At 55.5% G+C, this 26,680-nt stretch carries 22 protein-coding genes and 2 pseudogenes; 9 read left to right on the top strand and 15 right to left on the bottom strand.

Annotation, left to right across the window (positions count from 1 at the left end; genetic code table 11):
• Nucleotides 1-126: 126 nt before the first annotated feature.
• The 7 genes and pseudogenes from CAUR_RS00105 to CAUR_RS00085 form a co-directional block, all read right to left on the bottom strand.
• Nucleotides 127-768 (bottom strand): response regulator, encoded by a 642-nt coding sequence (locus tag CAUR_RS00105; protein WP_012255933.1) that lies wholly within the window; start codon nt 766-768, stop codon nt 127-129.
• Nucleotides 746-2,221, bottom strand: coding sequence for a HAMP domain-containing sensor histidine kinase (locus tag CAUR_RS00100; protein ID WP_012255932.1), 1,476 nt, complete (start codon nt 2,219-2,221; stop codon nt 746-748). The genes CAUR_RS00105 and CAUR_RS00100 overlap by 23 nt, the downstream gene beginning before the upstream one ends.
• Nucleotides 2,218-3,135 carry a substrate-binding domain-containing protein gene (locus tag CAUR_RS00095; RefSeq protein ID WP_012255931.1) on the bottom strand — a complete coding sequence of 306 codons (918 nt, stop codon included), beginning with the start codon at nt 3,133-3,135 and terminating at the stop codon, nt 2,218-2,220. The genes CAUR_RS00100 and CAUR_RS00095 overlap by 4 nt, the downstream gene beginning before the upstream one ends.
• A 456-nt stretch (nt 3,136-3,591) precedes the next feature.
• A complete protein-coding gene (locus CAUR_RS21840; RefSeq protein WP_476575577.1) occupies nt 3,592-3,849 on the bottom strand; it encodes an IS4 family transposase in 258 nt (85 codons plus the stop codon).
• Between the two features lie 75 nt (nt 3,850-3,924).
• The gene (locus CAUR_RS21835) at nt 3,925-4,230 is read right to left on the bottom strand and encodes a transposase (protein WP_207301197.1); all 306 of its coding nucleotides are present in this window, start codon (nt 4,228-4,230) and stop codon (nt 3,925-3,927) included.
• Nucleotides 4,231-4,451: 221 nt separating this feature from the next.
• Nucleotides 4,452-4,607 (bottom strand): annotated as a pseudogene (locus CAUR_RS21830) (transposase DNA-binding-containing protein); the annotation flags it as partial.
• A 354-nt stretch (nt 4,608-4,961) separates the two neighbouring features.
• Nucleotides 4,962-5,765 carry an SAM-dependent methyltransferase gene (locus CAUR_RS00085; RefSeq protein ID WP_012255930.1) on the bottom strand — a complete coding sequence of 268 codons (804 nt, stop codon included), beginning with the start codon at nt 5,763-5,765 and terminating at the stop codon, nt 4,962-4,964.
• Nucleotides 5,766-6,563: 798 nt separating this feature from the next.
• Here CAUR_RS00085 and CAUR_RS21330 point away from each other — a divergent pair.
• Both CAUR_RS21330 and CAUR_RS00080 read left to right on the top strand, forming a co-directional pair.
• Nucleotides 6,564-6,749 (top strand): annotated as a pseudogene (locus CAUR_RS21330) (transposase); the annotation flags it as partial.
• Between the two features lie 1,056 nt (nt 6,750-7,805).
• A complete protein-coding gene (locus CAUR_RS00080) occupies nt 7,806-8,186 on the top strand; it encodes a hypothetical protein (protein WP_012255929.1) in 381 nt (126 codons plus the stop codon).
• Between the two features lie 44 nt (nt 8,187-8,230).
• Here the strand turns inward: CAUR_RS00080 and CAUR_RS00075 are convergent, their stop codons facing one another.
• The 3 genes from CAUR_RS00075 to CAUR_RS00065 all read right to left on the bottom strand — a co-directional run bounded on the left by CAUR_RS00075 (nt 8,231) and on the right by CAUR_RS00065 (nt 9,976).
• Nucleotides 8,231-9,283 carry a permease gene (locus tag CAUR_RS00075; RefSeq protein ID WP_012660365.1) on the bottom strand — a complete coding sequence of 351 codons (1,053 nt, stop codon included), beginning with the start codon at nt 9,281-9,283 and terminating at the stop codon, nt 8,231-8,233.
• A 92-nt stretch (nt 9,284-9,375) separates the two neighbouring features.
• A complete protein-coding gene (locus CAUR_RS00070; RefSeq protein ID WP_012255927.1) occupies nt 9,376-9,609 on the bottom strand; it encodes a thioredoxin family protein in 234 nt (77 codons plus the stop codon).
• 22 nt (nt 9,610-9,631) lie between these two features.
• Complete coding sequence (locus CAUR_RS00065) at nt 9,632-9,976, bottom strand: ArsR/SmtB family transcription factor (RefSeq protein WP_012660364.1); 345 nt, start codon at nt 9,974-9,976, stop codon at nt 9,632-9,634.
• 1,027 nt (nt 9,977-11,003) lie between these two features.
• Here CAUR_RS00065 and CAUR_RS00060 point away from each other — a divergent pair.
• Nucleotides 11,004-11,267: a heavy metal-responsive transcriptional regulator gene (locus tag CAUR_RS00060; protein ID WP_242605003.1), complete on the top strand. Its 264-nt coding sequence runs from the start codon at nt 11,004-11,006 to the stop codon at nt 11,265-11,267.
• A gap of 150 nt (nt 11,268-11,417) precedes the next feature.
• Here CAUR_RS00060 and arsJ read toward each other — a convergent pair whose 3' ends face one another.
• Nucleotides 11,418-12,716 (bottom strand): organoarsenical effux MFS transporter ArsJ, encoded by a 1,299-nt coding sequence (arsJ, locus tag CAUR_RS00055; RefSeq protein ID WP_012255925.1) that lies wholly within the window; start codon nt 12,714-12,716, stop codon nt 11,418-11,420.
• The gene (locus CAUR_RS00050; protein WP_012255924.1) at nt 12,713-13,720 is read right to left on the bottom strand and encodes an ArsJ-associated glyceraldehyde-3-phosphate dehydrogenase; all 1,008 of its coding nucleotides are present in this window, start codon (nt 13,718-13,720) and stop codon (nt 12,713-12,715) included. Before CAUR_RS00050 ends, arsJ begins: the two co-directional genes overlap by 4 nt.
• 707 nt (nt 13,721-14,427) lie before the next feature.
• On the opposite strand from CAUR_RS00050, the gene minC reads away from it, so the two are divergent.
• The 6 genes from minC to CAUR_RS00020 all read left to right on the top strand — a co-directional run bounded on the left by minC (nt 14,428) and on the right by CAUR_RS00020 (nt 20,508).
• Complete coding sequence (gene minC, locus CAUR_RS00045) at nt 14,428-15,090, top strand: septum site-determining protein MinC (RefSeq protein ID WP_242605002.1); 663 nt, start codon at nt 14,428-14,430, stop codon at nt 15,088-15,090.
• Nucleotides 15,091-15,099: 9 nt separating this feature from the next.
• Nucleotides 15,100-15,900, top strand: a complete 801-nt coding sequence (gene minD / locus CAUR_RS00040) for a septum site-determining protein MinD (RefSeq protein WP_012255922.1) — start codon at nt 15,100-15,102, stop codon at nt 15,898-15,900.
• 15 nt (nt 15,901-15,915) lie between these two features.
• A complete protein-coding gene (minE, locus tag CAUR_RS00035; protein ID WP_012255921.1) occupies nt 15,916-16,191 on the top strand; it encodes a cell division topological specificity factor MinE in 276 nt (91 codons plus the stop codon).
• Nucleotides 16,192-16,289: 98 nt separating this feature from the next.
• On the top strand, nt 16,290-17,450 hold the full coding sequence (locus tag CAUR_RS00030) for an AI-2E family transporter (RefSeq protein WP_012255920.1): 1,161 nt from the start codon (nt 16,290-16,292) through the stop codon (nt 17,448-17,450).
• Nucleotides 17,451-17,454: 4 nt separating this feature from the next.
• Complete coding sequence (gene era / locus CAUR_RS00025) at nt 17,455-18,864, top strand: GTPase Era (RefSeq protein ID WP_012255919.1); 1,410 nt, start codon at nt 17,455-17,457, stop codon at nt 18,862-18,864.
• 114 nt (nt 18,865-18,978) lie between these two features.
• Nucleotides 18,979-20,508, top strand: coding sequence for a serine/threonine protein kinase (locus CAUR_RS00020; RefSeq protein ID WP_012255918.1), 1,530 nt, complete (start codon nt 18,979-18,981; stop codon nt 20,506-20,508).
• Nucleotides 20,509-20,684: 176 nt separating this feature from the next.
• On the opposite strand, the gene acs is transcribed toward CAUR_RS00020, so the two are convergent.
• From acs to dnaA, 3 genes are all read right to left on the bottom strand, one after another.
• On the bottom strand, nt 20,685-22,619 hold the full coding sequence (gene acs / locus CAUR_RS00015) for an acetate--CoA ligase (RefSeq protein ID WP_012255917.1): 1,935 nt from the start codon (nt 22,617-22,619) through the stop codon (nt 20,685-20,687).
• Between the two features lie 220 nt (nt 22,620-22,839).
• A complete protein-coding gene (gene prpE, locus CAUR_RS00010) occupies nt 22,840-24,741 on the bottom strand; it encodes a propionate--CoA ligase (protein ID WP_012255916.1) in 1,902 nt (633 codons plus the stop codon).
• Between the two features lie 164 nt (nt 24,742-24,905).
• Nucleotides 24,906-26,345, bottom strand: a complete 1,440-nt coding sequence (dnaA, locus tag CAUR_RS00005) for a chromosomal replication initiator protein DnaA (RefSeq protein WP_012255915.1) — start codon at nt 26,343-26,345, stop codon at nt 24,906-24,908.
• Nucleotides 26,346-26,680: the final 335 nt, after the last annotated feature.

The following is a 26,680-nucleotide window of genomic DNA, read 5'->3' as shown; positions in this document are numbered from 1 at the left end:
TATCTACGGCATTCCCGCTAATCCCACTTTACATCTGTGCCGGTGCCACCGGTAGCAGGAAAAGTCAGGTTATTGATCGGCTTGTGTCAGGATTTTCCCGACAGCCATTGTCCGCTTGCAACCGGATCAGGTCGGTGTCAACAGGTTATGGTTGAGTGCGTACTGCACCAGCGCGGCGCGCGAGCGCAGGCCAAGTTTCTCCATGCCACGGGTGCGATAGGTTTCGACCGTTTTGGGACTGAGGCTCAATTGTTCGGCAATCTCGGCGGCAGTGTAGCCACGGGCGACCAGCAAGAGAACCTCGCGTTCGCGCTCGCTCAGACTTTCCCAGGGATTCAGAGCCGGTGTCTGTGGAAGCAAATCCTCTAGTAACTGACGGGTTAGCGCTGGATGGATGTAAAGTTCCCCGCGTAGAACTGCCCGAATCGCCGCAATCAGTTCGGCGTCAGCGGCACGCTTCAGAACATAGCCGTTGGCACCGGCAGCCAGAGCCTGTCGCACGTACCCTTCGTCATCGTGCATGGTAAGCACCAGGATGCGACTGTGCGGAGCTACTGCGCGTAAGGCTGGAATGGCTGCCAGACCACTGCTCCCGGTCAGGCTGAGATCGAGCAGGATCAGGTCGGGCTGCAGAGTAGTGGCCTGCACCACGGCTGTCCGTACATCTTCCGCCTCGCCGATAACGCGCAGATCGGGTTGCCCGTCGAGCAGAAGCCGTAAACCGGCACGCAGCACAGCGTGATCATCAACTAAGAGAATGCTGCTCATAGCACTCCTCATGCCTGGTCGTTAAAGGAATTTCCACGTACAACGTGGTGCCACTACCGGGAGACGACTCGATGATGAGCTGGCCGTTCAAAAGCGCTGCCCGTTCACGGATGCCGTTCAATCCCAGATGACCGTCACCGTGCAGGGCATTCGGATCAAAACCACATCCGTCATCCTCAATGATCGCACGCACTCGATCAGCACGACGTTCAATCACGACGCTGGCGGTGCTCGCGTGGGCATGTCGGATGATGTTCGTTAATCCCTCTTGTACAATCCGGTATAGTGCTGTCTCTACCACCGGATCGAGGCGGAAATCATCTAACCCCGGTAGTGCCAGATCAATGATCAAACCACTGCGAGCACGACACTCGGCTACATACCGTTGCAAGGCAGCCGCCAATCCCAGATCGTCAAGCACGCTTGGCCGTAGTTGCCGGGCCAGTGCATGGAGATCGTTGAGAATTTGCCCGACGATGCTCCGCAGATCATCTACCTGTTGCGCAATCTCCGGCGAGCGGTGGCGGTCGGCGAGTGAGCGTAAGCCGACCAGCAATGAGGTCAGAGCCTGACTGGTGCTATCGTGCAGTTCACGGGCGATCCGCTTGCGTTCCTCTTCCTGAGCGGTAATAATTTGCGTGACATACTGAGCACGTAGATGTTCACGTTCGGCCCGTTCACGCTCAGCCTGCGCCAGCGCCTCACTCATCGCGTTAAACGCATCGGTGAGCTGCCCAATTTCATCGTTGGCCCAACGTCGGGCACGCTGACTGAAATCACCGAGCGCAACCGCCTTAGTGAGCGCTACCAGTTGTAAGATGGGCCTGGTCAGAAGCCAGGTTAGAAACGCTGCGGCAGTGATGCCGATAGCTGCCGCCATAATGGTGGTGATTAACAACTGCCCGGTGACGGCAGCGACTGTCTGTTCACGGGCGGCCAGCGAGAGGCCGACTCGGGCGATACCGGCACGACCGTCGAACATGGGCACCGCCGTATCCCAAATATCACCTTCATTCGTTGCCAGCAGCACACTGCGATGATGTTCTTGCGCTGTTACCGTGTTGGCATCGCGCAAACCGACCGGAAAGCCGCTGCCAAAAGTGTGAGCGACAATCGTGCCCTCTGAATCAATGATGAAAGCGTAGCGTAGATCAGGGTTATTCTCCTGAGTGTCTTGCAACAAGCGGAAGAGTCTGTAATAATCGCGCATCAGTACCAAATCGGTAGAGCGGGCGGCAACGTCGCGGGCAATGGCAATTGACCGTTCGTGCGTTTGCACAGTGAGGGTATGCTCCAGCAGTGTCCGTACTTCGATGGTAGCAGCCACACCCATCAAGACTACCAGTCCCAGTACAATACCCAGAATTTTGGCGCGAATATTTACCGAGCCGACAATCTGCCATAGCGTTGTCGCCCATCGTACAACCTGATGTGGCAAGAACCCTGCGTTCATGGCGATACCGGTCCTACTTGTGAGCGTAGTAGCCGGGCACTGGCGTAGGCTGCATCGTCAATCATGACGAAGCGATCAATGCCTAACGACTCCAAGGCAGTTTGGGCCAGGGGTGAAGGATCGTCAGCCATGCCCAGCAGAATATTTTGCAGCTCAGCACGCAACTGAGGCCGGACTCCCGGTCCAACCACAACCGGTGGAATGCCGAACGGCGGTGAGGTGTGGATCACTTTTACCTGCTCACGTAGTTCGGGATGCCGGGATAGGGCAAAGTGGAACACCAGACTATCAACGGCGGCACCATCGGCGAGGCCGTTAGCCACTGCTTCGATTGCCGCGTCGTGACTGTAGGTGAAGAACGTATCCTGGAAAAAGCTCTCTGGACTATCACCCAGCTCTTGCACCAGGGCCGTTGGGTAGACGCGCCCGCTAAACGACGTTGGATCAGTAAAGGCAAAGACCTTACCACGCAGATCGGCCATAGAACGGGCCGGGCTATCCGTCGGTACAATCAGGAGCGAATGGTACGTTGTTTCACCGTTGACCTGGGGAGCAACCAGCAGACTCATCCCGTAGCGGTCACGTCCATCAATGTAGGCACTGGTGCAGACAAACGCAACATCGACTTCATTGCGCCCGATCAACTCGTTCGTTTCGGTGTAGGTACGGCGCTGAATCAAGGTTACTTCACGGCCAAGCCGGGCGCTCAGGTAATCGAGCAACGGTTGGTAGCTCTGCACCGTTCCCTGGGCTGAAATGACCGATGCCACCGATACCCGCAGGGGTGGTGACGTTACCGGCGTGGGCATTGGCAGTGGTTGCAGATCGTCAAGCTGGATGAGAGAGGTTGTCGTGCGCTGGCAACCACTGATCCCAAGCAGTATGATAAAGATGATGAACAGATAATATTTCATAACTCGTCACTATGCCATTCTTTGTGACAAAGCGATCATATCATTTGCCTCTTGCCTGATACAGAAAGAGATCGTAACTGTTGGTGGACATTCGGCACATGCATCGTTGATAATCTTCGGGAAGGTCTGCCTGAAGATAGCGAGCGCGGTGCTGAAACCTGCCCCATCCGTGCTGTTCTGCCCGCCAGAGAGTGCGGCAGTGCTGACACCCAGATGCTGTGTGATCGAATCTGGCGCTCGTGGGCGCGAGCGGCAATATCAAATCTGGGAGCGGTGGGAGTATGCGCCGCTGACTGGCTCATCTGAAAGCGCTGGGAGCGCGAGTCGCTGGCTGGCTCTTACCTGCTACCGCCCTCCGTACCTGCTGCAAACGGAGTCGTGCAACCTTGAACCAGAGCACGACAGCGAATGCTATCCGGTATTGGTGATCCCCGCCCCTAGCGGGCTATGCATTACTCATATGTCACGTGTCACCAGCGGCAGGTGGGGTTGCGTACAGGAGTTGCCAGCGATCGGCGATGTAGTGCAGACGACGCAGCCCGGCAGCCCGTGCCAGATCGTCGTCACGCCCGGCTCTCCATCGTGTATTCGCCCCAGGAACCCGCCCAGGTGGGCAATCCATCGTACCGCGTCACTCAGTGTCGGTGGCGTGGCCGATAGGATCGGGGTAGTGTGGTGGATAAAAGAGCGTGCTTGCCACTCGTGCGGATCCAGGGCGATCTAACACGAGGCAGTGGGATTCTGCCGTGCCTCATATGTGAGCCACAGCAAGCGTCACGCGACGATGCACTAGGTCGCCAGGTCTCGCTGAATCCGGTCTGCGTCTTCCAGTTGCAGTTCATCCAGCCGACACCCGCTTTTCAGGACGACGTGATACCGCTCTACCACCCACCGATGACGGTACCAGAGGATGCACTGGCATGCCTCGGCTAGTGTGGTGACCGGTAGCGTGGTGATCGACAACCAGCACACAGGGGTTGCCTCAGGAGGTAGACTCTCCTCTTCTGCCTGGATACTGTGCAGCGGAAGCGACGATAACGAGGACCGCTGCCACTGCTGTCGCAGGGGAAGGATGGTCAGCGGTATCGTGCGCACGGTGATGGTGCCTGACGTAGTGGCTGGTTATCTGTGCGCTGCATCGGAATGGTAACGTGCCCTCACGCCGGATGCTGGCGGATGGCCTGCCACAGATACCTGGCTTGCATTGTCTAACAGCCCCAGACCTTGGGTAGTCGGATGTTGGGTGACGTTCAGCTCAGTCGTACCTGGATGACCAGAATCATCGGATGTGCTCGCACACGTTCCGTCGTCACGTGTCAATGCGTCGCCCGAATCGCCGCTGGACTACCCCAATCCGAACGCCATAGCCGATAGGCCCCGTTGGTGGTTGCCCGGCTCACGCACGCCTGCGGCACGCTGGCGGTCGGCTGCGCAGCCACCGCCTCGACTAGGCGAATTAGACGCCGATTCCTGCGGGTATCACCTCATCGAGCGTATCGCATCGTGCGCAGTCCACGATGGCATCGTCGTGTCACGCTGCCTCCTGGTTGATTGCTCCTCATACGATTACCACAACCCGCACGTGGGTCCGAGTTATGGGTAATGCATAGCCGCTGGGGGGAGAGGGGAGCATCTGTCTTTGCTGGGGCGTTTCGATGCTACAGAAGTTGCATTGGTTCATATGTTCTGTCTGTTCTTGAATGGGAGAAGGGGGAGATAAGGTGTCATCACTCCTGGAACAGGAAATGGCACGCAGGAACCAGCCGAGAAACTCTTCCCTGTGACGACCGCGCTTCCTCCACCCTGCTCGCCCGATATGAACGTCTCTATGGCTTGGTAAGGATCGCAGCGTAGAACTGCAACCCGACGCCTTCCTGATCCGATTCGGTGATGTAGTCGGCGGGAAGCCCAAGGAACTCGTGCAACGGCATTAATCCCGTTGGTGGGATCTGCCACGGTCGACTGAGCGCGATGCACTCCTCTAGCGAATAGAGCCAGAAGGGTGATCCTGCCTGACGGAACATGTCGATAAACTGTTCCATACGCGGAGTCATTAGCCCTGGCATTTTGGTTTCGTAGGTGATGTAAAGACGGGAGCCTGGCGCTGCCCACTCATAGAGATCATGGAAGAGGTGTGAAATCTCGTCAGGAGAGAGAAAGACGGTGATACCGTTCAACCCGAATGCCACCCGCCGCTCACCTCCCAGAAAATTCTGCACCTCCGGCGAATCGAGCAGCACCCGTGCCTCGCGCACATCATGCCTCAAATACAATACATTCGGAAGATGTTCAACCAGTTGCCGCGCCAGGTTGTACGTTTCGGGATCCAGGTCGGAATAAACCACACGCGCATCTGGAAGCACGTGATGAATGTGATCGTCGGTCGGCAGACCAGAAGCGAAGTCGATGAAATGGGTCAATCCTTCCGCCCAAAGACGACGGGCGGCGTGCTGGAGAAAACTGCGCAGCATACGCACCCATTTTGGGGTGGAAGGCACGAGCGAGAACATGTACTCCGCGGCTGCCCTGTCAACCGGCAGATAGTACGAACCGCCCAGAGTATAACTGTAGATACGGGCGGCATTTGGCGTTTCCGAAGGGGATAGTTCGACTGCGCCAGACGGTTCCATACTGAGAGTCCTCCCTGTTTACACTGGTATGCGAAACACGTATCATCAGCAACGAAACGCAGTATCACCGTCCTGTTCGCGCCAGATGTACAGCGCACAGGTGCAAGCCTGCGACGTCGCCCCGATCAGGAAACAGGTACAATCAGACGTTGATGATATACAGCGATTGCGACAATGCTATGGATTATACACGATCATGCCGGAGACGAGCAATTCGCGGCGCTTCTTTACGTGCTAAAACAACGGAGGCTCATGTTCAAACTCGGTGCAATAGGGTACTACGCAGCCCTTACACCGCAGTAAACACCGATGGTTGACCGTTTTGAGATGTGCGCAGTGCACTGTGGTTAAGGGGCTATTGCTATCTGCAAGCGTTAACTTGTCCGAGCTGTGGGTGTGGTATAGCTCCCCGTTGTAGTTCTTAGTTGGTTGGGCTGCACCACTTTTGAACATGAGCCACAACGGATTATTTGTCAAGAGGACATCAATCCGAAGACCTCGATAGTCCCCCCGCGCAAAATAAATATCTCTGTGAGTAAGATTAATTTCGGGGAGTATCTTCACTTACACTTAAGATAAGGTCAATATCCTCGGTATTCCGACCCTGAACATATCTCAGGAGAGCAATGCCTCCAACCAGTGCATAAAACTGATCCTGCGCTTTTGCAGCAAATCAAACAAACGTTGAGCAGCTTGTCCATGTTGTGACGTACTTTTGAGCAGCACTGCGTATTAAGAACCTATCCGAAAACATATGGTATTATCATCGTATCGTAGATGAACCTATGGAGGAGGCAAATGAGTGAGCAACCGGTTGACGGTGGGTGGCGCATTCCCAACGAGCTGTGGTCACGCATCGAGCCCCTCCTTCCGCCTAAGCGGACGTACCCCAAGGGATGACGCCCGCGGATGCCTGATCGCCAGGCGATGGATGCCATCTGCTTCGTCCTCTGCACGGGCTGCCAATGGCAGGCTCGCTCCCGCAGCCCTATGCATTACCTATAACGCTATAGTTGTCATCTGCGTTGCTCATCAGGGAGTATCGCAGCCTGCGCTCGCCTAGTCATCATTGCATGGCACCAGCGCGGTCGTGATGCCGGAGGTGTCCGGTTCATCCCGACCGTTGCCGCAGAGCGCACTGACGGAATCCGGATGGTGACCATGGTGGCGGACGGTGGCGCCGTGCCGGATAGGGCAGGGCTGGACGCTTTCCCGCTGGGCGCTCATACCTGCCCTGGGCGCTACTACACCCTGAGCGGGCATCACTGGGTACCAGCCGGTGATAATTGTCGTCCTGTGGATGGTGACATCATCCCACATCAGTATTGGTAGGGGCGCACGGCCGTGTACCCCTATCGGGCGCGGTCAGGGTGATCCCTGCTGGCCTGTGACACGACCGATGCATCATACTAGCTGCTGGGTGACTTATAGGTAATGCAGAGCGCAGGGCGCGAGAGCGGATGGGGGCGTGTCGTATACCCCTGCCGGTCGTAGGACTAGCGTACCACGCTTGCCGCTCATCACCCTGACGTCGCATCTGAGCGCGGATGCGGTGAACCGGTCAGAATGCCTGCACCGGCACTAACACGGCATCATTCCTGCACCGAGCTGACAACCTGAATCATGCCCAGTGTTAGTTGGAATTTGACATAAGACAGGCTTCTGTTAGTCGTTCTGGAATTGCACGTTAACGTAATACGCAGGTGTCTGTCCATACATCCGTGTGGCATGGAACTCTGTTAGATTCTTTTTGGGTCTGGCGATGCCCGTGTCGTAGTTTTGATGTGCGAAAACCATGCTTCGCTACTCTCCACACCGGATGTGTGTGGTACGTGCCAGACTCCTGATCGCTATCGATCCCTGCAAGCCATTCCAGCTCAACGCCTTGCCCTGATGCATGTGACGATGCCAGATCCATCGGGAGGATATCCCGTGAAATTCAGCGAACGTAGAATGCGAGCTGCATGAGTCTTGATATAAGATGTGCTGTGAATATAATAACAACCAAATGCTCGTAATCAGACCATACCAGGAGGGTATATGTCCGGTAGCCAGTTTGGCCGACGGCAGATACTGTCAATTATTGCCGGTGGTTATGGTGGCCTGCTTTGCGCATTTGGTGCATTACTCATCTTTTTTGGCTTAGTCAACTATTCGGAAGTTGGACTGGGTGGGTTGGCGGCATTTCTGGCGATCATCTTTAGTGTGCCGATCATCCTGTTTGCGGTTGTGTTGATCGTTGCGGCTATCGGCTTGTGGAACAACCGACCCTGGGCACGGATTTTGCTGATGGTGTTAGCCGCTATCCATCTTGCGATAGCCGTGAGCATGATTCCGCTTGGCGATCTCTGGCCGATTTCACTGCTCGGTATTGCCCTGTCGGTAGGAATATTCTGGTTTGTGCGAGGTCTTCAAGAGTGAATAGAGAAGCGTGATAGCCACGCCTCTCTATCGCTATATTACGATCACATCATCAGGTTGAACAGATAGCCGACCAGGATGATCCCGCTGGCCACGACACCGACAAACGTCGCGATCAGCGGTAGCTTGAGCACACGTCGCAAAATGATCAGCTCTGGCAGGCTTAGCGCTACTACAGACATCATAAAGGCCAGCACCGTGCCGAGAGCGGCCCCTTTCGCCATCAGGGCCTGGACGACCGGAATGACACCGGCGGCGTTCGAGTACAGCGGAACGCCAAGCAAAACTCCCATCGGCACCGACCACCACGCTTCACGGCCCAGGATGCCGGCCAGCGCATCTTCGGGAACGTAACCGTGAATGCCGGCTCCAACCGCAATCCCAAGCACGACGAAGAGCCAGACCTTCCCGACAATCTCACGTGTGTTCGCCCAGGCTATGGCAAACCGGTCTGGCCACGTTGGCGTAGCCAGCGCAACCGTACCGTTGCCCCCTTTAATCTGCCAGACAAAGTCTTCGACATACCGTTCGAGATGCAGGCGTCCGATCACAATCCCGGCCAGAATAGCGACACTCATCCCGGCTACCAGATAGAGGAGAGCGACCTGCCAGCCAAACAAGCCGAAGAGCATGACCAGCGCCACCTCGTTCACCATTGGCGCGGCAATCAGAAAGGAAAAGGTGACCCCAAGCGGAATGCCGGCCTCAACAAAACCGATGAAGAGCGGTACCGCCGAACATGAACAAAATGGAGTCAGTACACCGAGACCGGCTGCCAGGATATTACCAACCCCTTCCCGCTTACCTCCCAGTAACTCGCGGGTGCGTTCCGGGCTGAAGAACGAGCGAATCGTGCTGATCAGAAAGATCATACCGCTCAAGAGTAAAAGGATTTTCGGCACATCGTACAGAAAGAAGGCAACTGCCTCACCCAGATGGGAACCCTCTTGTAGACCAATGACCTGGAAGGTGAGCCAGTTTGCCAGCGGTTGTATCAGGTTATACGCAATCAACCAGACTGCGGCTCCGCCAACTACCAGCAGCCATATCCGCCAGGCGGGACGACGATCAGCGGTTGGTGAAATGGTTTGCGCCATGATGCTATTCTCCATAAGATATGCAAGTTTTTGCATATACCAGGTTGAGAAAGAGCGGGTTGTGGCATCACCCGCTCGTGCTTGATGAACGTTTATCTCAACCAGCCGGCAATCTCCTCTTCCGAGGGAATGCGTCCGGCGGCGACCAGGACATCGTTTACCACCAGTCCCGGCGTGCGCATCACGTTCCAGCGCATAATCTGCGCGTAATCGGTAACCTTTTCGATCTCGGCTTCCAGTTGATGCTGGCGAATGACATGCCGTACACGCTCTTCCAGCTTGCGACAATTGGCGCATCCCGGCCCCAGGACTTTAACGCTGACCATAGATTGTGCTCCTGTAACGGTTCTATGCGGTTGGTGCCGTACAACGCGGACATGAACAACGTACCGTCGTCGGCGTCACCAGTTCATCCTCACCTACCAGGGTGCGGGCCACATCGAGAATAGTGAATACATCGCGATGCCCGATGCGATAGTAGATGTTCGGCCCTTCGCGCCGATCTCGGATCAGACCTGCTTTACGTAACACAGCCAGTTGCTGCGACACATACGCCTGCCGTAGCCCAAGCACGGCTTCAATGTGGCAGACACATGCCTCACCCTCGCGCAGAATGTCGAGGATCTGAATACGAACCGGATGCATGAGGGCCTTGAACAGGCGTGCCTGTTTGACGGTCGTTGTTGTTTTCATAGCTCTTATCATATTCAATTTCTTGAATGTTTGAGTTGCAAAGCCATCATCTTATCCACGCTTCAGACAACTATTGACGGTGGTATACGTGCGTTCAGACACGCTTCGTAACAGTCAGTGTGCCTCGGCGTTGGCTATGTTCGGTGTCTTTGAACTTATTTCATAAAAGCGCTGCGGTCGTGCTACCATCGCGCAGGCTTATGAATGCTTGCCTATCACGAGAGGCAGTATATCCTGTTCTCTGTCTGCCGGTATGGCAGCGAAGATGGCTGACGACCATCTCCAGTGCCATCACGCGCTGGATTGGGATTAGTTACCTTTCCCGCTCGTCATGCGCGTGTCGCGGAGTTTGGAGTACGGCAGCCATGCTGCCGCAGCAGCCGTACTCACGATCAGGCGCGTGTTATGCCGTTGACCCTACTGGTCATGAGGATGCGGTGTGTGTTCGTCACGATCACGGAGTCTGTCAGTCGTTAATGAGATAACCCAGGTTGCCGCCAATGCTGTGAGCAGGCCATGGAGACTGACTGCCGGGATGAACAGCACGACATTGCGCGTAACGCCGTGGGTGTACTTGCATGAACGATATGGCGAGCATCCAGTTCCCATCGACGCGCTACGTTACGTCTCACGGCAGCATCTCAGGTCATACCCATCCTCTGTGTCCTCCGTGCCTCTGTGGTGAAATAAGGTAGCAACTTGGGTTAATGAGATAACTTCTGTCATTCGGTTTCCTATTCTGACCTTGTAGAGATGTGCTATAGTGTGCGTATCATTGCTCCCTTGCGCGCAGGTAACGAGATGACGGTCTAACGCTACCGTCTCCTGAACAGCGCATGTGGCGAACAGAGATGCTCACCGGTCGGCACAGCGTGGATAGCGTGATGTGAAGTGCGGAAGTCAGGCTTCCACGCTCCACGTGTTTGATACCAGGTGCGGGTGTGAAGGTATCAGGTGTGTTCTCGTCACGATCATCCGGCTTATCGATGACCTCTCCTGATAGGTCAATGCTCTTTTGAGGTGCGTGATGATGCGTATTGGTGAACTTGCCCGCCAAACCGGTGTGTCGGTTAAAACCATTCGTTTTTACGAGCAGATTGGGGTGTTGCCACCCCCGCCGCGGATGGAGAACAATTATCGGTTCTACTCACCAGACATGGTTGACCGCTTACGTTTCATTACCCATGCGCGCAGTCTGGGTCTGTCATTACGCGAGATTGCTGCTATTCTCGCGCTAAGTGATCGCGGCGAACCCCCGTGCGGTGAGATGCTTGCCTCCCTGGATCGGTAAATTGCAGCTATCGATCAGCGCATTGCCGATCTTCAGGAACTTCGTACTGCGCTGATCGATCTTCGTCAGCGCGGCAATCAGGCCGCGACACCCTGGACCGATTGCATCTGTGCGCTGGTGCGTGATCGCCAGGTATGAGCGATCCCGCCTTTATTCCTCTACCTTCCACGTGCCGACGACCGTGCGCGTTGGCGTTGGTAAGCGGATCGACAACAAACCGGCGATTAAAATGAAACCAGCCGATGCCCACAGGCATGCGATCAGGCCACCAAATGGATTGCTCTGCATTCCCCACTGGTAGAGTGCGCCAGAGAGAACTGTGCCGGTGAGGCGCCCCAGGGCATTTGCCATATAGTAGAAGCCAACGTTCATCGCAACTTTGGCATCGTCGGCGTAAGCCAGGATCAGGTAGCTGTGTACAGCCGAATTCAGGGCAAAGATGATCCCAAAGGCGAGCAGACCACCAACTACACTCAGCGTTGGGATCAGACCCGCATGCAGTGTGATGGCAATCCCTGCCGGGAAGGCTGCCAGTGCGAAGGCCAGCCACATAGCGGTACGTCCGTCCGGAGCCTGGGCATTGGCGATACGCCGCCGAATGAGGGCCGGTGTGGAAGCCTGCACAAAGCCGTAGCCGATAGTCCAGGCAGCCATAAAGCCACCCGCCAGCCAGAAATCCCAGCCTAAAACGGTGATGAAGAAGACCGGCAATCCGACCACAAACCAGACATCGCGCGCCCCGAAGAGAAAAATGCGAGCTGCCGCCAGCAGATTGACCGCCCGGTTCGGCGAGAAAATCTGCTTGAATTTGGCTTTCTTGTTGGCAACACCCAGGTCGCCACTGATTGTGCTCACCGCACCAACCAGGGCCGTCAGCACCAGCACTGCCAGCATGATCAGAGCAGTCTGGAAGCCGAATAGACTGAGCAACAGTGCACCGACAAAGAAGCCCAGTCCCTTGATCGCATTCTTCGATCCGGTCAACACACTGACCCAGCGGTAAAGCTGACCTTCGCCGGTGCCGGCCACCAGCTTCACCGCACTCTTCGACGACATCTTGGTCAGGTCTTTGGCGATCCCCGACAATGCCTGCGCCGCCATCACGTATGGCACAACCAGCAGTGAAGGTGGAGCAAAAGCCAGCATACTCAGTGCAACCAGTTGGGTTGCCAGGCCGAGAAACAGCGTCAGCTTGAGACCAAAGCGCGCACCGATATAGCCACCGAAGAGATTAGTAATCACCCCAAAAATTTCGTAGAACAGAAAGAGCGAGGCTACCGCAAACGGCGAATAGCCGAGCTGAGCAAAGTAAAACAACACCAGCATCCGAATCGCGCCATCGGTGAGCGTATCGGCCCAGTAGGCGATTGTTACCAGCACATAGTTACGGCGGTCGGCGCGCTGTTGGGTCATGGTCGCCGATGCCTCAGTGGAAGGCGTTGTTTTCATAAGAGCAGGGCAACCTTTCGCGCTAATTCCACATACCGATTGGCGTATCCCCATTCATTGTCGTACCAGGCGTAAATCTTCACCTGCGTCTCGTTGGTGACCATCGTGCACAGCGAGTCGACAATCGCCGAATGTGGGTTGCCGAGGAAGTCAATCGACACCAGCGGGCGCGTCTCATAGGCGAGAATCCCCTTCAGCGCACCCTCTGCCGCTGCCTGTAACAATCCGTTCACCTCGGCAACAGTTGTCGGACGACGTACCTCGAAGACGCAATCGGTGAGCGATGCGTTCAGCAACGGTACCCGCACCGCCTGTCCGTCGAGTTTACCCTGCAATTCAGGAAAGATCAGACCGATAGCGGTTGCCGAGCCGGTCGTAGTGGGGATGAGTGACAGACTAGCCGCTCGTGCCCGTCGCAAATCTTTGTGTGGACGGTCGTGCACGGTTTGGGTGTTAGTCGAGCTGTGAATGGTTGTGATCATGCCATGGCGAATGCCAATCCCTTCGTGGATTACTTTCACAATCGGTGCCAGACAGTTGGTCGTACACGAGGCGGCCGTCAGCAGGTGATGGCGATCTGGCTCATACCAGTGATCGTTCACCCCCATAACCACATTCAGCGCCTCACCCTTTACCGGCGCCGCCACAATCACCTTCTTCACCCCAGCGCTGAAATAGGCCGCCAGTTGCTCCGCAGTGCGGAACTTGCCGGTTGCTTCAAGCACAATGTCAACGCCGGCATCTGCCCATGGCACAGCACCGGGATCGCGAATCTGACTGTAACCAACCGTTTTGTCATCGATCAGCAACTGATTGCCTTCACCGTGCACCTCAACCGACCATCGCCCCTGCGTCGAATCAAAGCTGAGGAGATGCGCTGCGGTAGCGGCATCACCGCCAACCTCGTTAATATGGACGATATCGAGTTCGGGCCATGCCCACGCCGCCCGCAGCGCGAGCCGTCCAATCCGCCCGAATCCGTTGATCCCTACGCGCACAGCCATGATATGCTCCTGATTTATATCATTCTGAATTGATGTAATTGTACGGGATGCCGGGACATCTGACAAGGGGATATTTGTACGCCTGTACGTGCCTGATAGAGGAGCTGATAGAGAAGCTACAGCGGGCTGGTTTCGTAAATCGGTCAGCCTGCTCTGGTGTGGAGTGCGGCTGGCCTGCTGCCACGAGCGCACCTGTAGCGCCCACCCCTGCCTCGCCGGTATGGAGTGCGGCTGGTCTGCTGCCACCTCCATCGCACTCACGGTCAGATGTGTGTTGTATCGTAGTGTTGCATGTGTCGCAGAGTTTGGAGTGCGGCAGCCATGCTGCCGCGAGGACATCGCTCGGAGGCACGAGGTCACCTGGAACGCCCGCCCATCCGAATATGGAGTGGCGGCAGCCATGCTGCCGCGCAGACATCGCTCGGATGCCCGCGGTCACCTGAAACGCCCACCCCTGCCTTGCCGATATGGAGTGCGGCAGCCATGCTGCCGCGCAGACATCGCTCGGATGCCCGCGGTCACCTGAAACGCCCACCCCTGCCTCGCCGATATGGAGTGCGGCAGCTCTTCATGCACCCTCGTCAACTCAGGTCTAACAATGGCTACCTTCTGGCACTGTTGTCGTTTTCAGACAAAATAGAGCGTACAAAAAGCGTTCACTATGCTATAATTGCAAACAATCATACGTTCTATCTGGTAGTATGACCATGAGTGATCTGATCAGTATAAAAGGTAGCCGCGACGGGCTACGACTTCGCTTAGATGCCAATGTTGCCTGGTCGGAATTGTTACACCGGCTCGATCTTCATCTGGGTGAACGTCAAAGCTTCTTTCACGGCGCCAACCTGGTGATCGATCTGGGTGAACGCGAAGTGTCGTCGGCACAATTGGATGAAATGTTAGCGCTCATCCGGCAGCACGGCGTGCAGGCCACAGCTATTGACTCAACGGAGCGTTCAACGCGGGCGGCTGCACGTTCGGTTGGTTTGACGGCACGACCGTTATCGCGTTCCCCTGAAGCAACACCGATGCCAGAGGCCGAAGCCTTACTGGTCATGCGTACATTACGATCAGGCCAGGTATTGCGTCATACCGGCCACATTACGCTGATCGGTGATGTCAATCCAGGCGGTGAGATTATTGCTGGCGGCAGCGTGGTGGTTTGGGGGCGGTTGCGTGGTCTGGTTCATGCCGGTGCGTTAGGTGATCGTAGCGCGATTATTTGTGCGCTTGAATTGCGCCCGACGCAATTGCGAATTGCCGATCTGATTGCACGCGCACCAGATCAACAGGCGTTGAGCCGGCCAGAGTTTGCGCGTGTGATTGCCGGCGAGATTATCGTTGATGGATGGGAAGCCTTCAAGCGCTAGTGGGGTACTATGGGGCGAGTCATAACCGTAACTTCGGGGAAAGGGGGCGTTGGCAAGACGACAACCACCGCCAATCTGGGTACGGCGCTGGCCATGCGTGGTGCCCGCGTTGCTGTGGTCGATGCCGACATTGGCCTGCGCAATCTTGATGTCGTCATGGGGCTGGAAAATCGCATCGTCTACGACCTGGTTGATGTGGTTGAGGGTCGTGCCCGTTTACGGCAGGCATTGATTAAAGATAAACGCCTGCCGGAATTGTGTTTGTTGCCGGCTGCACAGACACGTGATAAGGATGCGGTGAGTGCCCAACAAATGATCGATCTGACCCGTCAGTTACGGGCGGAGTTTGATTTTGTCTTGATTGATAGCCCGGCTGGTATCGAGGCTGGCTTTCGCAATGCTATCGCTGGTGCTGATGAGGTGATTATTGTTACGACGCCGGAGGTGTCGGCGGTACGCGATGCAGATCGAATTGTAGGTCTGATCGAGGCCGCCGAGAAAGGGCCGGCTTCGCTGATTATCAACCGCATCAAACCGCGTCTGGTGAGCCGTGGTGAGATGCTCTCGGTTGAGGATGTGCTGGAGCTACTGGCAATCTCGCTCCTGGGGATTGTTCCCGAAGATGAAACAATTGTGATTGCTACCAATCGCGGTGAGGCCGCAGTGTATGATCCAAACTCGCTGGCCGGTCGTGCTTATATTAACATTGCGCAACGGTTGGCCGGTGAGGATGTGCCGGTGATGGCGATTCCTGATCAACAAGGCATGCTTGATCGCCTGCTTAGTTTGTTCGGGCGGCGACGAACATAGACGAAAGGAGTGCCTGTGTCGTTTCTCAACGGCCTCTTCGGTCGAAAACGTGACTCCAGCGCCGAACTGGCCAAGCAACGGCTGTTGACGGTGCTGATCGACGACCGTTACAAATTGACACCGGAGATGATGGCGCAGATGAAAGCCGATCTGGCGGAAGTGCTAAAGCGCTACTTGCCGGCAATTGATGCTGAGCAGATCGAAGTCACCTTGAGTCGGGGTGAGGCTCACGATTTGCTCAAGGCTGATGTGCCGCTGCGCCGCGCAACCGATCATCCGCCGAACCGGTAGCTGTATCGTTCGCTGTTGCCGCTATAATACAGGGCGACGAATCACGCAATGGGTGGTTCGTTCGCCCTTTCGTGTCAGCGGAATCGAGGAAGAACACAATGGGACAGGAAGAGAGGCCTATTCGTTTTTCGTATCAGGCGAAATGGATTAGTAGTGCCCTGATCGTCGTCCTGACAATCTGGTTGTTGTTTGCAGTGACGCATATTTTGCCGCCATTTATTGGTGCGATCATCACTGCCTATCTGTTTAATCCATTGATTGGCTGGTTGCACCGCCGTACTCGTATCGGTCGTGCGATCTGGATTATCGTGCTCTACATTGTGGCGTTTTTCGTCCTGTATAGTCTGTTCACGGCACTCTGGCCACGGATTGTGCAGCAAAGCCGTGATCTGGCCGCTAACGCACCCGTGATCATCCGAGAATTGACGATCTTTTTTGAGCAAAATCAGACTATCGAAGTCGGTGATTTTGTGATTAGTCTGGCTCCGCTGGAAGCACAGGTTATCGGTTTAATTCGCGATGTGGCCGGTTGGTTGAGTGGAAATGTACCCAAGATCGTTTTTTCTGCCCTGGAAAGTGTGATTTATCTGTTGGTGTATCTGATCATTACGTTCTATCTGTTGTTGCAGGCACCCCAGTTGAAAGCCTGGTCACGGAGTCTCATTCCTGCACCTTACCGACGCGAAATAGGGCACCTCGGCTATCAGATTGATCGTGTCTTCAGCGCGTATATTCGCGGTCAGTTGATTTTGATCGTGATTATGTCGGTGTTGCTCTATATTCCACTTTCTATTTTGCAGGTACCATACGCGCTGGTGATAGCGGTTGCATCTGGGGTGTTGGAGATTTTGCCAATCATTGGGCCGTGGTCGGCTGCCGGCATCGCAATGACCGTAGCGCTCTTCCAGCCGGTGACGCCGTTTGGTCTTTCTAACGTCGCTCTGGCCGTGTTGCTCGGTATCATCTATTTTGTGTTGCGCCAGATCGAGGATCATTTTATCATTCCCAACGTGATGGGGCCGCTCGTCCGCCTGCATCCGGGTGTGGTCATCTTTGCGATTCTGGCCGGCGGTGCTCTGGCTGGTGCCTTCGGTCTCTTTATCTCAATTCCTATCGCAGCCGTTATTCGTATTCTGCTCAGTTATATCTATCGAAAATTGACCGATCAGCCCGAAACGCCATCTGATACCGATCAACCGCATACAGCGGCTCAGCAAGAAACGGTGACCGGTGAAGTGGCGCTCGGTTCACAGGGATAATCGTATGAAATATTGTTCGCTTGATCCAGACGTCGGTACCCTCTATCTCTACTTCACCGACATTGAAGAGGGGCAGGCGACGGCAGTAATGGAATACCCGGTTAGCCTGTTGCTTGATGCGCAAGGGGCAATCTTCGGTTGCCGACTCGATCTCGACGATGAGGTGATTCTTAGCCAGCTCGAACTGGTGCTGGAGGGGTCGTATAACTGGCTCGACGGGGAATATGGTCATCTCTACATTCGGATTGCCGATGAGGATCCGGTAGAGACGATCACGTTGAGCGAGACGGCCATCCTCGATCTTGATGATGATGATCTGGTGTTGGGGATTGAGCTGGCGTTGCCGGAAGAGTGGCGTACTCCCGAACGATTGCAACGGTTGACGCCGTTGATGGTGACATTCGACGATGAACCGGTTGACGGCGAAGGGCCGGTTGTGTTCACGCCGCCGGCAATCTCTGCCGATGATCTGCCTGATTCAGACGAAGAACCGGCAACGCCGGTTGCAGAAGAGCCGCTCCAATGGCGGTCGGGTTTTGTCGCGCTGGTCGGCAAGCCGAATGTCGGTAAGAGTACCCTGCTCAATGCATTGTTGGGTGAAAAAGTTGCTATCGTCTCACCCCGCCCGCAGACGACGCGCGTCCCGGTACGCGGTATTCTTTCACGACCGGGGGAGCAGATTATCTTCATCGACACACCCGGTATTCACGAACCCAGTCATCGATTGGGAAAACTGATGGTCGAACTGGCCGAACGCACGCTCCCCAACGCTGATGTGATCTGTTTTATGGTTGACATAAGTCAACCGCCTACTCGGCTTGATCGGATGATTGCGCAGCAGGTGCAGCGTGCTCGTGGGCATAAGCTGTTGGTGTTGAATAAGGTTGATCAGAAGCCAAAACGCCCCGGTGAGAACTATCTACCCGCCTATCGTGAATTGGGTCAGTGGGAGATGGAGATTGCGATCTCGGCCCGACGTCGGTTAGGTCTGACAGCGTTACTGAGCGAGATTAGTGCCCGCTTACCCGAAGGCCCACCACTCTATCCGCTTGATCAGATGACCGATCAAACCGAGCAGCAACTGGCTGCCGAGTTTGTGCGTGAGAAAGCTCTCTTCTACCTTCAGCAAGAGGTACCGCACGCCATTGCCATTGAAGTTGAAGAGTGGCAAGAGAAAGAGACGGCCACCTACATCCGTATGACAATTAATGTCGAGAAGGAGAGCCAGAAAGGTATCCTGATCGGTGCCGGTGGTGGTATGCTGAAGAAAATAGGCAGTGCTGCCCGCGCTTCGATTGAGCGCATGCTAGGGCGACCGGTGTACCTCGATTTGTGGGTCAAGGTGCGTCCAAACTGGCGTGATGATCCGAGCGCATTGGGCTGGTTAGGGTACCGGGCGAAGAATTTTCTGTGATTGCAACTCAATCATTGTTATCTGCGTATTATCTTGTAGGTTCAGGCCCACTGGTTCAAATACGCGGTAACGATGATGGTGCAACGCTCGCCTATTACAACAGCATGGAGTCATATGGCTGAGGTGACCGAAATCCTCTGCCCAATCTGTCATAAGCCGAATCTACGGCGGGCGAAATTTTGCCAGCATTGTGGTCACGATGTGGTATTGAACAATGACCGGCCAACTGATCGCCGGCGTTACGTGATCACGCGCATTGTGAAGCGTGGTGGCCAGGGCGCTGTGTACGAAGGGATCGATCAGGACGGACAGGTCTACGCGATTAAAGAGATGCTCGACCGCTTTGCCGATCCAAACGAGCGGGCCGAAGCGGTTGAGCGCTTTAACGCTGAAGCCGAATTATTGCAACGACTGCGCCATCCGCGTATCCCGCGTGTCTATAGCCACTTTACCGATGAGGGACGGCACTACCTGACGATGGATTTTATTCGCGGTGAGGATCTCGAACAGATCATCGAACGCGAAGGGCGCATCGATGAGCAGCGGGTACTGCGCTGGGCCGATGAAATCTGTGATGTGCTCGGTTATTTGCATGGCAAAGGCTTTATCTACCGCGACATGAAGCCGTCTAATGTGATGATCGAGCCATCCGGTGATGTCAAACTGATCGATTTTGGGATTGCCAAGCTGTTTAAGCCAACCGAACGTGGGACGCAGATTGGTACACCGGGCTATGCGCCTCCTGAACAATACCAGGGGCTGGCAACGCCACAGTCCGATGTCTACGCACTGGCAGCCACACTGCATCACCTGTTGACCGGTCGTGATCCCACGCAAGAGATGCCCTTTTCCTTCCCGCCGGCGCGCACACTGGTACCGACGATCTCGGAGCGTACCAGTGCTGCCCTTGAACGGGCATTGCAGAAAGTTCCGGCTGATCGCTTTGCAACTATGGACGAGTTTCGGGCGGCATTAATCCCTGCTCGTCAACCGCAACCGGTACAGGTACAGGTTAGCCGACCCGCATCACCACGTGCCCCTGCTGCACCGGCTGCTGCTCGTCCGGCAGGGCAGACACCGTCGGCTGCTTCGGTGTCGCCACCACGTCCACGGCCACCAATCTTCGCTGATCCTCCGATCTCGATCCAGGGGGGTGGGGCCGCCTCTTCGGCTAGTACTCGAAGGTCAGCACCACCAGCCACCGTTTCACCGGTACAACCGCCACCATCGCCGACAACATCGTCACGGTCGCGATTGGGTGGGCAGATCGTCCTGTCACTCATCCTGCTTGGTCTCATTGCCTTGACGCTGTTTAGCGGCTACGTGATTGTCACCCGACCTGCCTGGGCTGCGCCGGTCATTGAGCTGATTCTGGGTAATTCTGGCTCCTTGTCCGGCGAATTGCAAACTATTGAATATGAGCTTGAGGCTACTGTTCCAGTTGGAACATCGAACAGGGAGCTGCTTGAGGTTTTTCGCACAATGTATCAGGAACGGGTACAGCGCGAACTTGGCAATCAGGCCCAAATCAACCCTAACGTACCCATCAGTTATGTCGGCACGCCAACCGAAATTGCCCGTGACGGTGACCAGATTACCTACCGGGCACGTTTGACCGGCACAGTCTGGGTGACGGCGCCGTAGCTACTGTCAGCGCGACTTGTTACCTCTACCTGAAGGTGTGGCCGCCTTATGGAGGTTGCAGGTCTTGAGCGAGAGCTTTTACCCACCTGCATACCATTCACAACATGACATAAACAAACAGGAGCAGGATTGTAGCCTGCTCCTGTCTGCCTTACCTCACGGTACGACTATCGCGATTACTCCTCAAGCGTTGAGACATCGCCTTCGGGCAGACCGAGGGCACGGGCGCGCAAGACGCGGCGCATAATCTTGCCGGAGCGCGTCTTGGGCAGCGATGTCACAAACGTGATCGAGTCGGGACGGGCAATTGGGCCGAGTTCGTGACCAACGTGTGCCCGCAGCTTCTCTTCGAGGTCGTGGCTCGGTTCGTAGCCGGCGCGCAGGATCACGAAGGCGTGAATGGCATTGCCCTTCACTTCGTGCGGCAGACCAATCGCAGCCGCTTCGGCCACTGCCGGGTGGCTGACCAGCGCACTCTCGACTTCGGCGGTACCGAGGCGATAGCCTGACACCTTAATCACGTCGTCCAACCGGCCAATGACCCAGATGTAGCCATCCTTGTCTTTACGGGCACTGTCGCCGGCGGCGTAGTAGGGGGGCACCTTCTGCCAGTAGCCTTCTACGTAGCGCTGTGGATCATTCAATATCGTGCGCATCATACCGGGCCACGGGTTTTTGATCACTAGCAACCCGTCCTCATCCGGTGCGCAGGGTGAACCGTCCTCATGCACAACATCAGCTTCGATACCAAGGAAAGGTCGAGTCGCCGAGCCGGGCTTGAGTGGCACGGCGGGTGTCGGCGTAATCATAAAGTGACCGGTTTCAGTCTGCCACCAGGTATCCATAATCGGGCAGCGGCCATGACCGATCTTCTCGTAGAACCACTTCCACGCTTCGGGGTTAATCGGTTCACCGACCGAACCGAGCAGGCGCAAGGTACTCAGATCGTGGCGTGACGGCCAGAGGTCGCCGAACCGCATCAGACCGCGAATGGCGGTAGGAGCGGTGTAGAGGATCGTAATCCCGTGTTTGGCAACCATGCTCCACCAGCGGTCGGGATAGGGATAATTGGGAGCACCCTCGTACATAAACGATGTCGCGCCATTGATCAGCGGTGCATACACAATGAACGAGTGACCGGTGATCCAGCCTGGATCGGCGGCGCACCAGTAACGGTCTTCGTCCTTAATATCAAAGACAAACTTCAGGGTCGTGTACGTACCGACCATGTACCCACCGTGGGTATGGACAACCCCCTTGGGCTTGCCGGTCGTCCCCGACGTGTAGAGGATAAAGAGCATATCCTCCGCGTCCATCTCTTCGGTGGGGCAATGACCGTTCGCGATTGGCAGGCCGAGCAGATCGTGCATCCAGAAGTCACGGCCCTGCTCCATCGGGGCACCGTGGTTGGTGTGGCGGAAGACCAGACAGGTTTGAACAGTCGGCGTGCGCGACAGCGCCTCGTTGACGATCTTCTTCAGCTCGACCACTTTGCCGCGCATGTAGCCACCGTCAGCAGTGATCAGCACTTTGCTCTTCGCGTCGGCCAGGCGGTCGGCGAGGGCCGCTTCCGAGAAGCCACCGTATACAACGCTGTGGGCAGCACCGATTTTCGCACAGGCCAGCATGCTGAACATCAACTCAGGGATGCGGGGCATATAAATGGTAACAATGTCCCCTTTCTTTACCCCCATGCTCTTGAGCACATTCGCAATACGTGATACTTCGTAGTTGAGCTGGTAGTACGAATAGGTGCGCTGACTGCCATCTTCACCTTCCCAAATCAGGGCAAGCTTATTCTTGCGCCAGGTTTTGAGATGGCGATCAATCGCGTTGTAAACGATGTTTGTCTTCCCGCCCACAAACCACTGATAGAAAGGCTTGTTGCTATCGTCGAGCACCTTGTCCCATGGCTTGAACCATTCGAGCTGGCTGGCCATATCGGCCCAAAACTCCTCACGATGGCTGATCGTCCACTGATACAGCTCATCGTAGGAATTGAAGCCTTTGCTACGGGCATACGCCATCACATTGGATTGCTCAACCAGCGCCGGATCGGGGTAATACAATTCACTGGTGTCAGGCAGCGCCACATCGCGAGTCTCGGTCATGTGTCGAACCTCCTTGTTACGAATCCATGCGGCGGGGTGCTTACATTGCGGATGCTTCGATTATAGGCTGCGCCGCGTATCTGTGTCAAACCATTGCACTGTGGATATTTTCACAATAGCGAATAAATGTGATCAGAGATTAAAGATACGGTAAAGTTTTGCCAAATCGTTATCGTAGAGCGCTCTACGGATGCCTGCCATAGAGCGCTCCAGTCAATTGTTATGAGAGATCGCCGCGCAGCAACTCAATCGCTTCGCGCACCATATCGACGGTGGCGTCGTCTTCAATGGTACTCAGATCGCCGAGGTTGTCACCCTGATACACGGCACGGATGACTCGTCGCATAATCTTGCCCGAACGGGTCTTGGGTAACATACTCACAAAGTGTACCGCTTTCGGAGTTGCAATCGGGCCGATCCGTTCGCGCACCAGTTGGCGAATTTCGTTGGCGATGTCGTCTTGCATCTGAGGAGTGATATGCTGTTTAAGGACGGCAACAACCAGCACATCTTCGCCCTTCAGTTCGTCGCGCACGCCAATCACACTCGCCTCAGCGACTGCCGGATGCGCCGAAACCACCTCTTCAATCTCGCGCGTGCCCAATCGGTGACCGCTCACATTCAACACTTCATCGGCGCGTCCGAGCATAAACAGGTAGCCATCAGCATCCTTAATCGCATAGTCGCCGGTCATGTAGAGGAGCTTATCCTTGAAGTGGCCCCAATACCCCTTCACGAAGCGCTCATCGTCGTTCCAGAGGGTAAGCAGTGTTCCCGGCGGGAGTGGCCCATGTTCAACCAGAAAGCCCTTTTCACCGGGTGGTACCGGGTTGCCGTCGGCATCGACCACTTCGAGGCGATGACCGAAGGCCGGTTTGGTTGGAGAACCGGGTTTGATCGGTAACAACTCGACGCCGACCGGATTGGTCACCATCGGCCAGCCACTCTCTGTTTGCCAGTAGTGGTCAATCACCGGGACTCCGAGCGCTGCGCTTGCCCATTCGTAGGTTGGGGCATCGAGTGGTTCACCGGCGGCATACAATAGCTTCAGTGAACTAATATCGGCGTCACGCATCCAGTGTTCGGGGAATTTGCGCAGTGCCCGTAGCGCAGTTGGTGCTGTGAAGACGTGGGTCACACCGTATTTTTCAATCACCCGCCACCAGACGCCGGGATCAGGGTGATCGGGCCGGCCTTCATAGACGACTGTTGGTACACCTTTGAGCAGTGGTGCGTACACGATGTACGAATGTCCGACCACCCAGCCAATATCGCTGGTGCTCCAGAAGACATCGCCATCGCCGCAATTGTAGATGGTGCTCATGCTGGCGTAGAGGGCAACCATATAGCCACCGGTATCGCGGACAACTCCCTTGGGCTTGCCAGTGGTACCCGACGTGTACAGGATGTACGAGGGATCGGTGCTGGCAACCGGTACCGGTTCGACGTAGCGCTCACCGCGTTTAGCCAGTTGCTCGTACCAGTCGAGATCGCGACCTTTCTTCAACTCTACCGGTACCAATCCTCGATTCAACACCAGCACATCACGTACACTATCAGTATTGGCTTCGGCCAGGGCCTTATCAACAATCTCTTTCAGTGGTACCGGTTGGCCTTTGCGCATACCGGCATCAGCCGTCACAATCAGCACCGGTTCAGCATCATCAATTCGTGAGGCTAACGAGGTTACCGAGAAGCCGCCGAAGACGACCGAGTGAATGGCGCCGATGCGCACGCAGGCCAGCATCGCGAAGATGGCTTCAGGTACCATCGGCATGTAGATGATGATCCGATCTCCCTTTCGCACACCCAGGTTGTGGAAGAGACCGGCCAGGCGGTTCACTTCCCGGTACAGCTCGAAGTAGGTGAGGGTTCGCGATTGTCCGGTTTCAGCACTCTCCCAGATCAGGGCGGCCTGCCCGCGCCTGCCGCCCAAGGCGTGACGATCAACGGCGTTGTAGCAAAGATTTGTCTCACCACCAACGAACCAGCGCGTAAAAGGGGGATTACTATTATCGAGTACCTTCTCCCAGGGTTTATACCAGTGTAGTTCAGCGGCGAACTCGGCCCAATACGCTTCGGGTTCCTCAATCGACCGGCGGTAAACGGCTTCGTAGCCCACGGCGATCCTCCTCTGCGAGTAACAAGGTATCTGTTTACGGGAGACAAAAGGTTGTCTTATTATAGCATTATCGAGTCACAGATGTGATATTAGCCTGATAAAACAGACAGAGCACTGTCCAACAGTGCTCTGACGGGGTGGCGTTCGTTTATGGTACAGTTTTTCTACCCGCGCAGCATCTGAATGCGTTCGCGGATCGCCATTACTTCGCTACGTAAACGGCTATCACTGTTGATCTCTTCGGCAATCTTTTCGCAACCGTACATTACCGTAGTATGGTCACGCCCACCGAGGAGATTGCCAATATCGACCAGCGAGCTTTCCGTCTCTTCGCGAAGCAGATACATCGCTACCTGTCGTGGCACAACTACGTGGCGCGAGCGATTGCGCGCCCGGAGTTGCTCTACTTCAATCCCGTAGTGCTCGCTCACAATCTGGAGAATGGCTTCGGCGCTGATCCGCCGGCGACGCTGATTGCCGAGCAAATCGGCCAGGGCAGCGGTTGCCGTCTCGATGGTGATCGGCGCACGGTTAAGTTCGGCGTAGGCCGCAACCCGATTGAGGCTACCTTCCAGCTCACGGATATTGCTCTGAATCTTGTGGGCCAGAAAGTCGATCACCTCATCGGGCACATGGACACTCATCTGCTCCGCTTTGGCGCGGAGAATGGCGGTGCGCGTTTCCAGATCAGGGGGTTGCACATCAACAATCAGACCCCATTCAAAGCGAGAACGCAACCGCTCTTCGAGAGTTAAAATGGCCTTCGGTGGACGATCAGAACTAATCACAATGTGCTTGGCTGCTGAATGAAGGGTATTAAACGTGTGAAAAAACTCTTCCTGGGTCGCATCTTTGCCAGCAATAAATTGAATATCGTCAATCAGCAAGACATCGATGTTGCGATAGCGCATCCGAAACTCTTCAGTCTGCTGCCGACGAATGGCGTTAATCAAATCATTTGTGAATTTTTCTGACGACACATACAGAACATTGATTTCCGGATCGCGGTCGAGGACGCGATTGCCGATAGCGTGCAGCAGGTGGGTCTTGCCCAATCCTACACCGCCGTACAGGAAGAGCGGATTATACGCCTGACCGGGATTATCGGCAACAGCCAGGCAGGCCGCGTGGGCCAGTCGGTTGCTCGAACCGACGATGAAACTGGAAAATGTATAGCGAGGGTTCAGCATACCCGATCGCATGGCGCTGGCCAGGTCGAGCTGAACCACACGCTCGCCGGTGCCGTTACCCGGCGTAAGTGCTGGTGCCGGAGTCTCGGCAACGACCGGCTCTGGATCACTCATCAGGCGTGAACCATTGCTCAGGGTAAGTGAAGGTGAAGGCTCAGTACGCGAGTTCAGGTTGGCAATCAACACCTGCACCTGTACCGGATACCCTACGACACGGGCGAGAGCATTACGCAGTGGCATGAGCAAACGATTCTCCAGCCCTTCCTTCTGCCCTGGTGAGGAAACTCCAATGAAGGCTGCACCATTATCGAGAGATAAGAGCGTAGCCGGTCGCAACAGCGCCTCGTAATCGTGACGCGAGGTCTGTGTTTGAAGGGCCGATAGTGTTGCTTTCCAGATTTGTGTTAGATTCACCCTGCGCCTCCTTGCGAGCCGCGCTTCGCCTTCGCACACATAATGAATGACCCGCGCCGGGACGCGGGGAGGGCAACATCATTGTTGGTGTTTGCAGTGCGCTCGTGGTGAGAGCGGGCAGCAAGTCTTCTCTTGACGTGTTGTCATCATACTCGATCTGTTCTCATATTTCAAGCAACAAGATACAGGAAATCTATAACGGTTTCTTATAGTGATAGGCGGTGGTAGTGTCGTGTTTCTTGCGATCATCGTCAACCCAGGTGTATGTTATGTTGAGATTAAGTTGTGGATAATTGTGGATAACTCAATGGAGAAAGGGTTTGTTAAAGAGTGAT

This window comes from Chloroflexus aurantiacus J-10-fl, assembly GCF_000018865.1.
Taxonomy (GTDB): Bacteria; Chloroflexota; Chloroflexia; order Chloroflexales; family Chloroflexaceae; genus Chloroflexus; species Chloroflexus aurantiacus.
The sequence above is the reverse complement of the archived record's forward strand: the minus strand, read 5'-3'. Positions and strand labels throughout refer to the sequence as shown.

Excerpts from the sequence above, each read along its gene's own strand:
- CAUR_RS00105 (WP_012255933.1), bottom strand. The coding sequence starts at position 768 with ATGAGCAGCATTCTCTTAGTTGATGATCACGCTGTGCTGCGTGCCGGT.
- CAUR_RS00100 (WP_012255932.1), bottom strand. The coding sequence starts at position 2,221 with ATGAACGCAGGGTTCTTGCCACATCAGGTTGTACGATGGGCGACAACG.
- CAUR_RS00095 (WP_012255931.1), bottom strand. The coding sequence starts at position 3,135 with ATGAAATATTATCTGTTCATCATCTTTATCATACTGCTTGGGATCAGT.
- CAUR_RS00085 (WP_012255930.1), bottom strand. The coding sequence starts at position 5,765 with ATGGAACCGTCTGGCGCAGTCGAACTATCCCCTTCGGAAACGCCAAAT.
- CAUR_RS00080 (WP_012255929.1), top strand. The coding sequence starts at position 7,806 with ATGTCCGGTAGCCAGTTTGGCCGACGGCAGATACTGTCAATTATTGCC.
- CAUR_RS00075 (WP_012660365.1), bottom strand. The coding sequence starts at position 9,283 with ATGGCGCAAACCATTTCACCAACCGCTGATCGTCGTCCCGCCTGGCGG.
- CAUR_RS00070 (WP_012255927.1), bottom strand. The coding sequence starts at position 9,609 with ATGGTCAGCGTTAAAGTCCTGGGGCCGGGATGCGCCAATTGTCGCAAG.
- CAUR_RS00065 (WP_012660364.1), bottom strand. The coding sequence starts at position 9,976 with ATGAAAACAACAACGACCGTCAAACAGGCACGCCTGTTCAAGGCCCTC.
- CAUR_RS00060 (WP_242605003.1), top strand. The coding sequence starts at position 11,004 with ATGATGCGTATTGGTGAACTTGCCCGCCAAACCGGTGTGTCGGTTAAA.
- arsJ (WP_012255925.1), bottom strand. The coding sequence starts at position 12,716 with ATGAAAACAACGCCTTCCACTGAGGCATCGGCGACCATGACCCAACAG.
- CAUR_RS00050 (WP_012255924.1), bottom strand. The coding sequence starts at position 13,720 with ATGGCTGTGCGCGTAGGGATCAACGGATTCGGGCGGATTGGACGGCTC.
- minC (WP_242605002.1), top strand. The coding sequence starts at position 14,428 with ATGAGTGATCTGATCAGTATAAAAGGTAGCCGCGACGGGCTACGACTT.
- minD (WP_012255922.1), top strand. The coding sequence starts at position 15,100 with ATGGGGCGAGTCATAACCGTAACTTCGGGGAAAGGGGGCGTTGGCAAG.
- CAUR_RS00030 (WP_012255920.1), top strand. The coding sequence starts at position 16,290 with ATGGGACAGGAAGAGAGGCCTATTCGTTTTTCGTATCAGGCGAAATGG.
- era (WP_012255919.1), top strand. The coding sequence starts at position 17,455 with ATGAAATATTGTTCGCTTGATCCAGACGTCGGTACCCTCTATCTCTAC.
- CAUR_RS00020 (WP_012255918.1), top strand. The coding sequence starts at position 18,979 with ATGGCTGAGGTGACCGAAATCCTCTGCCCAATCTGTCATAAGCCGAAT.
- acs (WP_012255917.1), bottom strand. The coding sequence starts at position 22,619 with ATGACCGAGACTCGCGATGTGGCGCTGCCTGACACCAGTGAATTGTAT.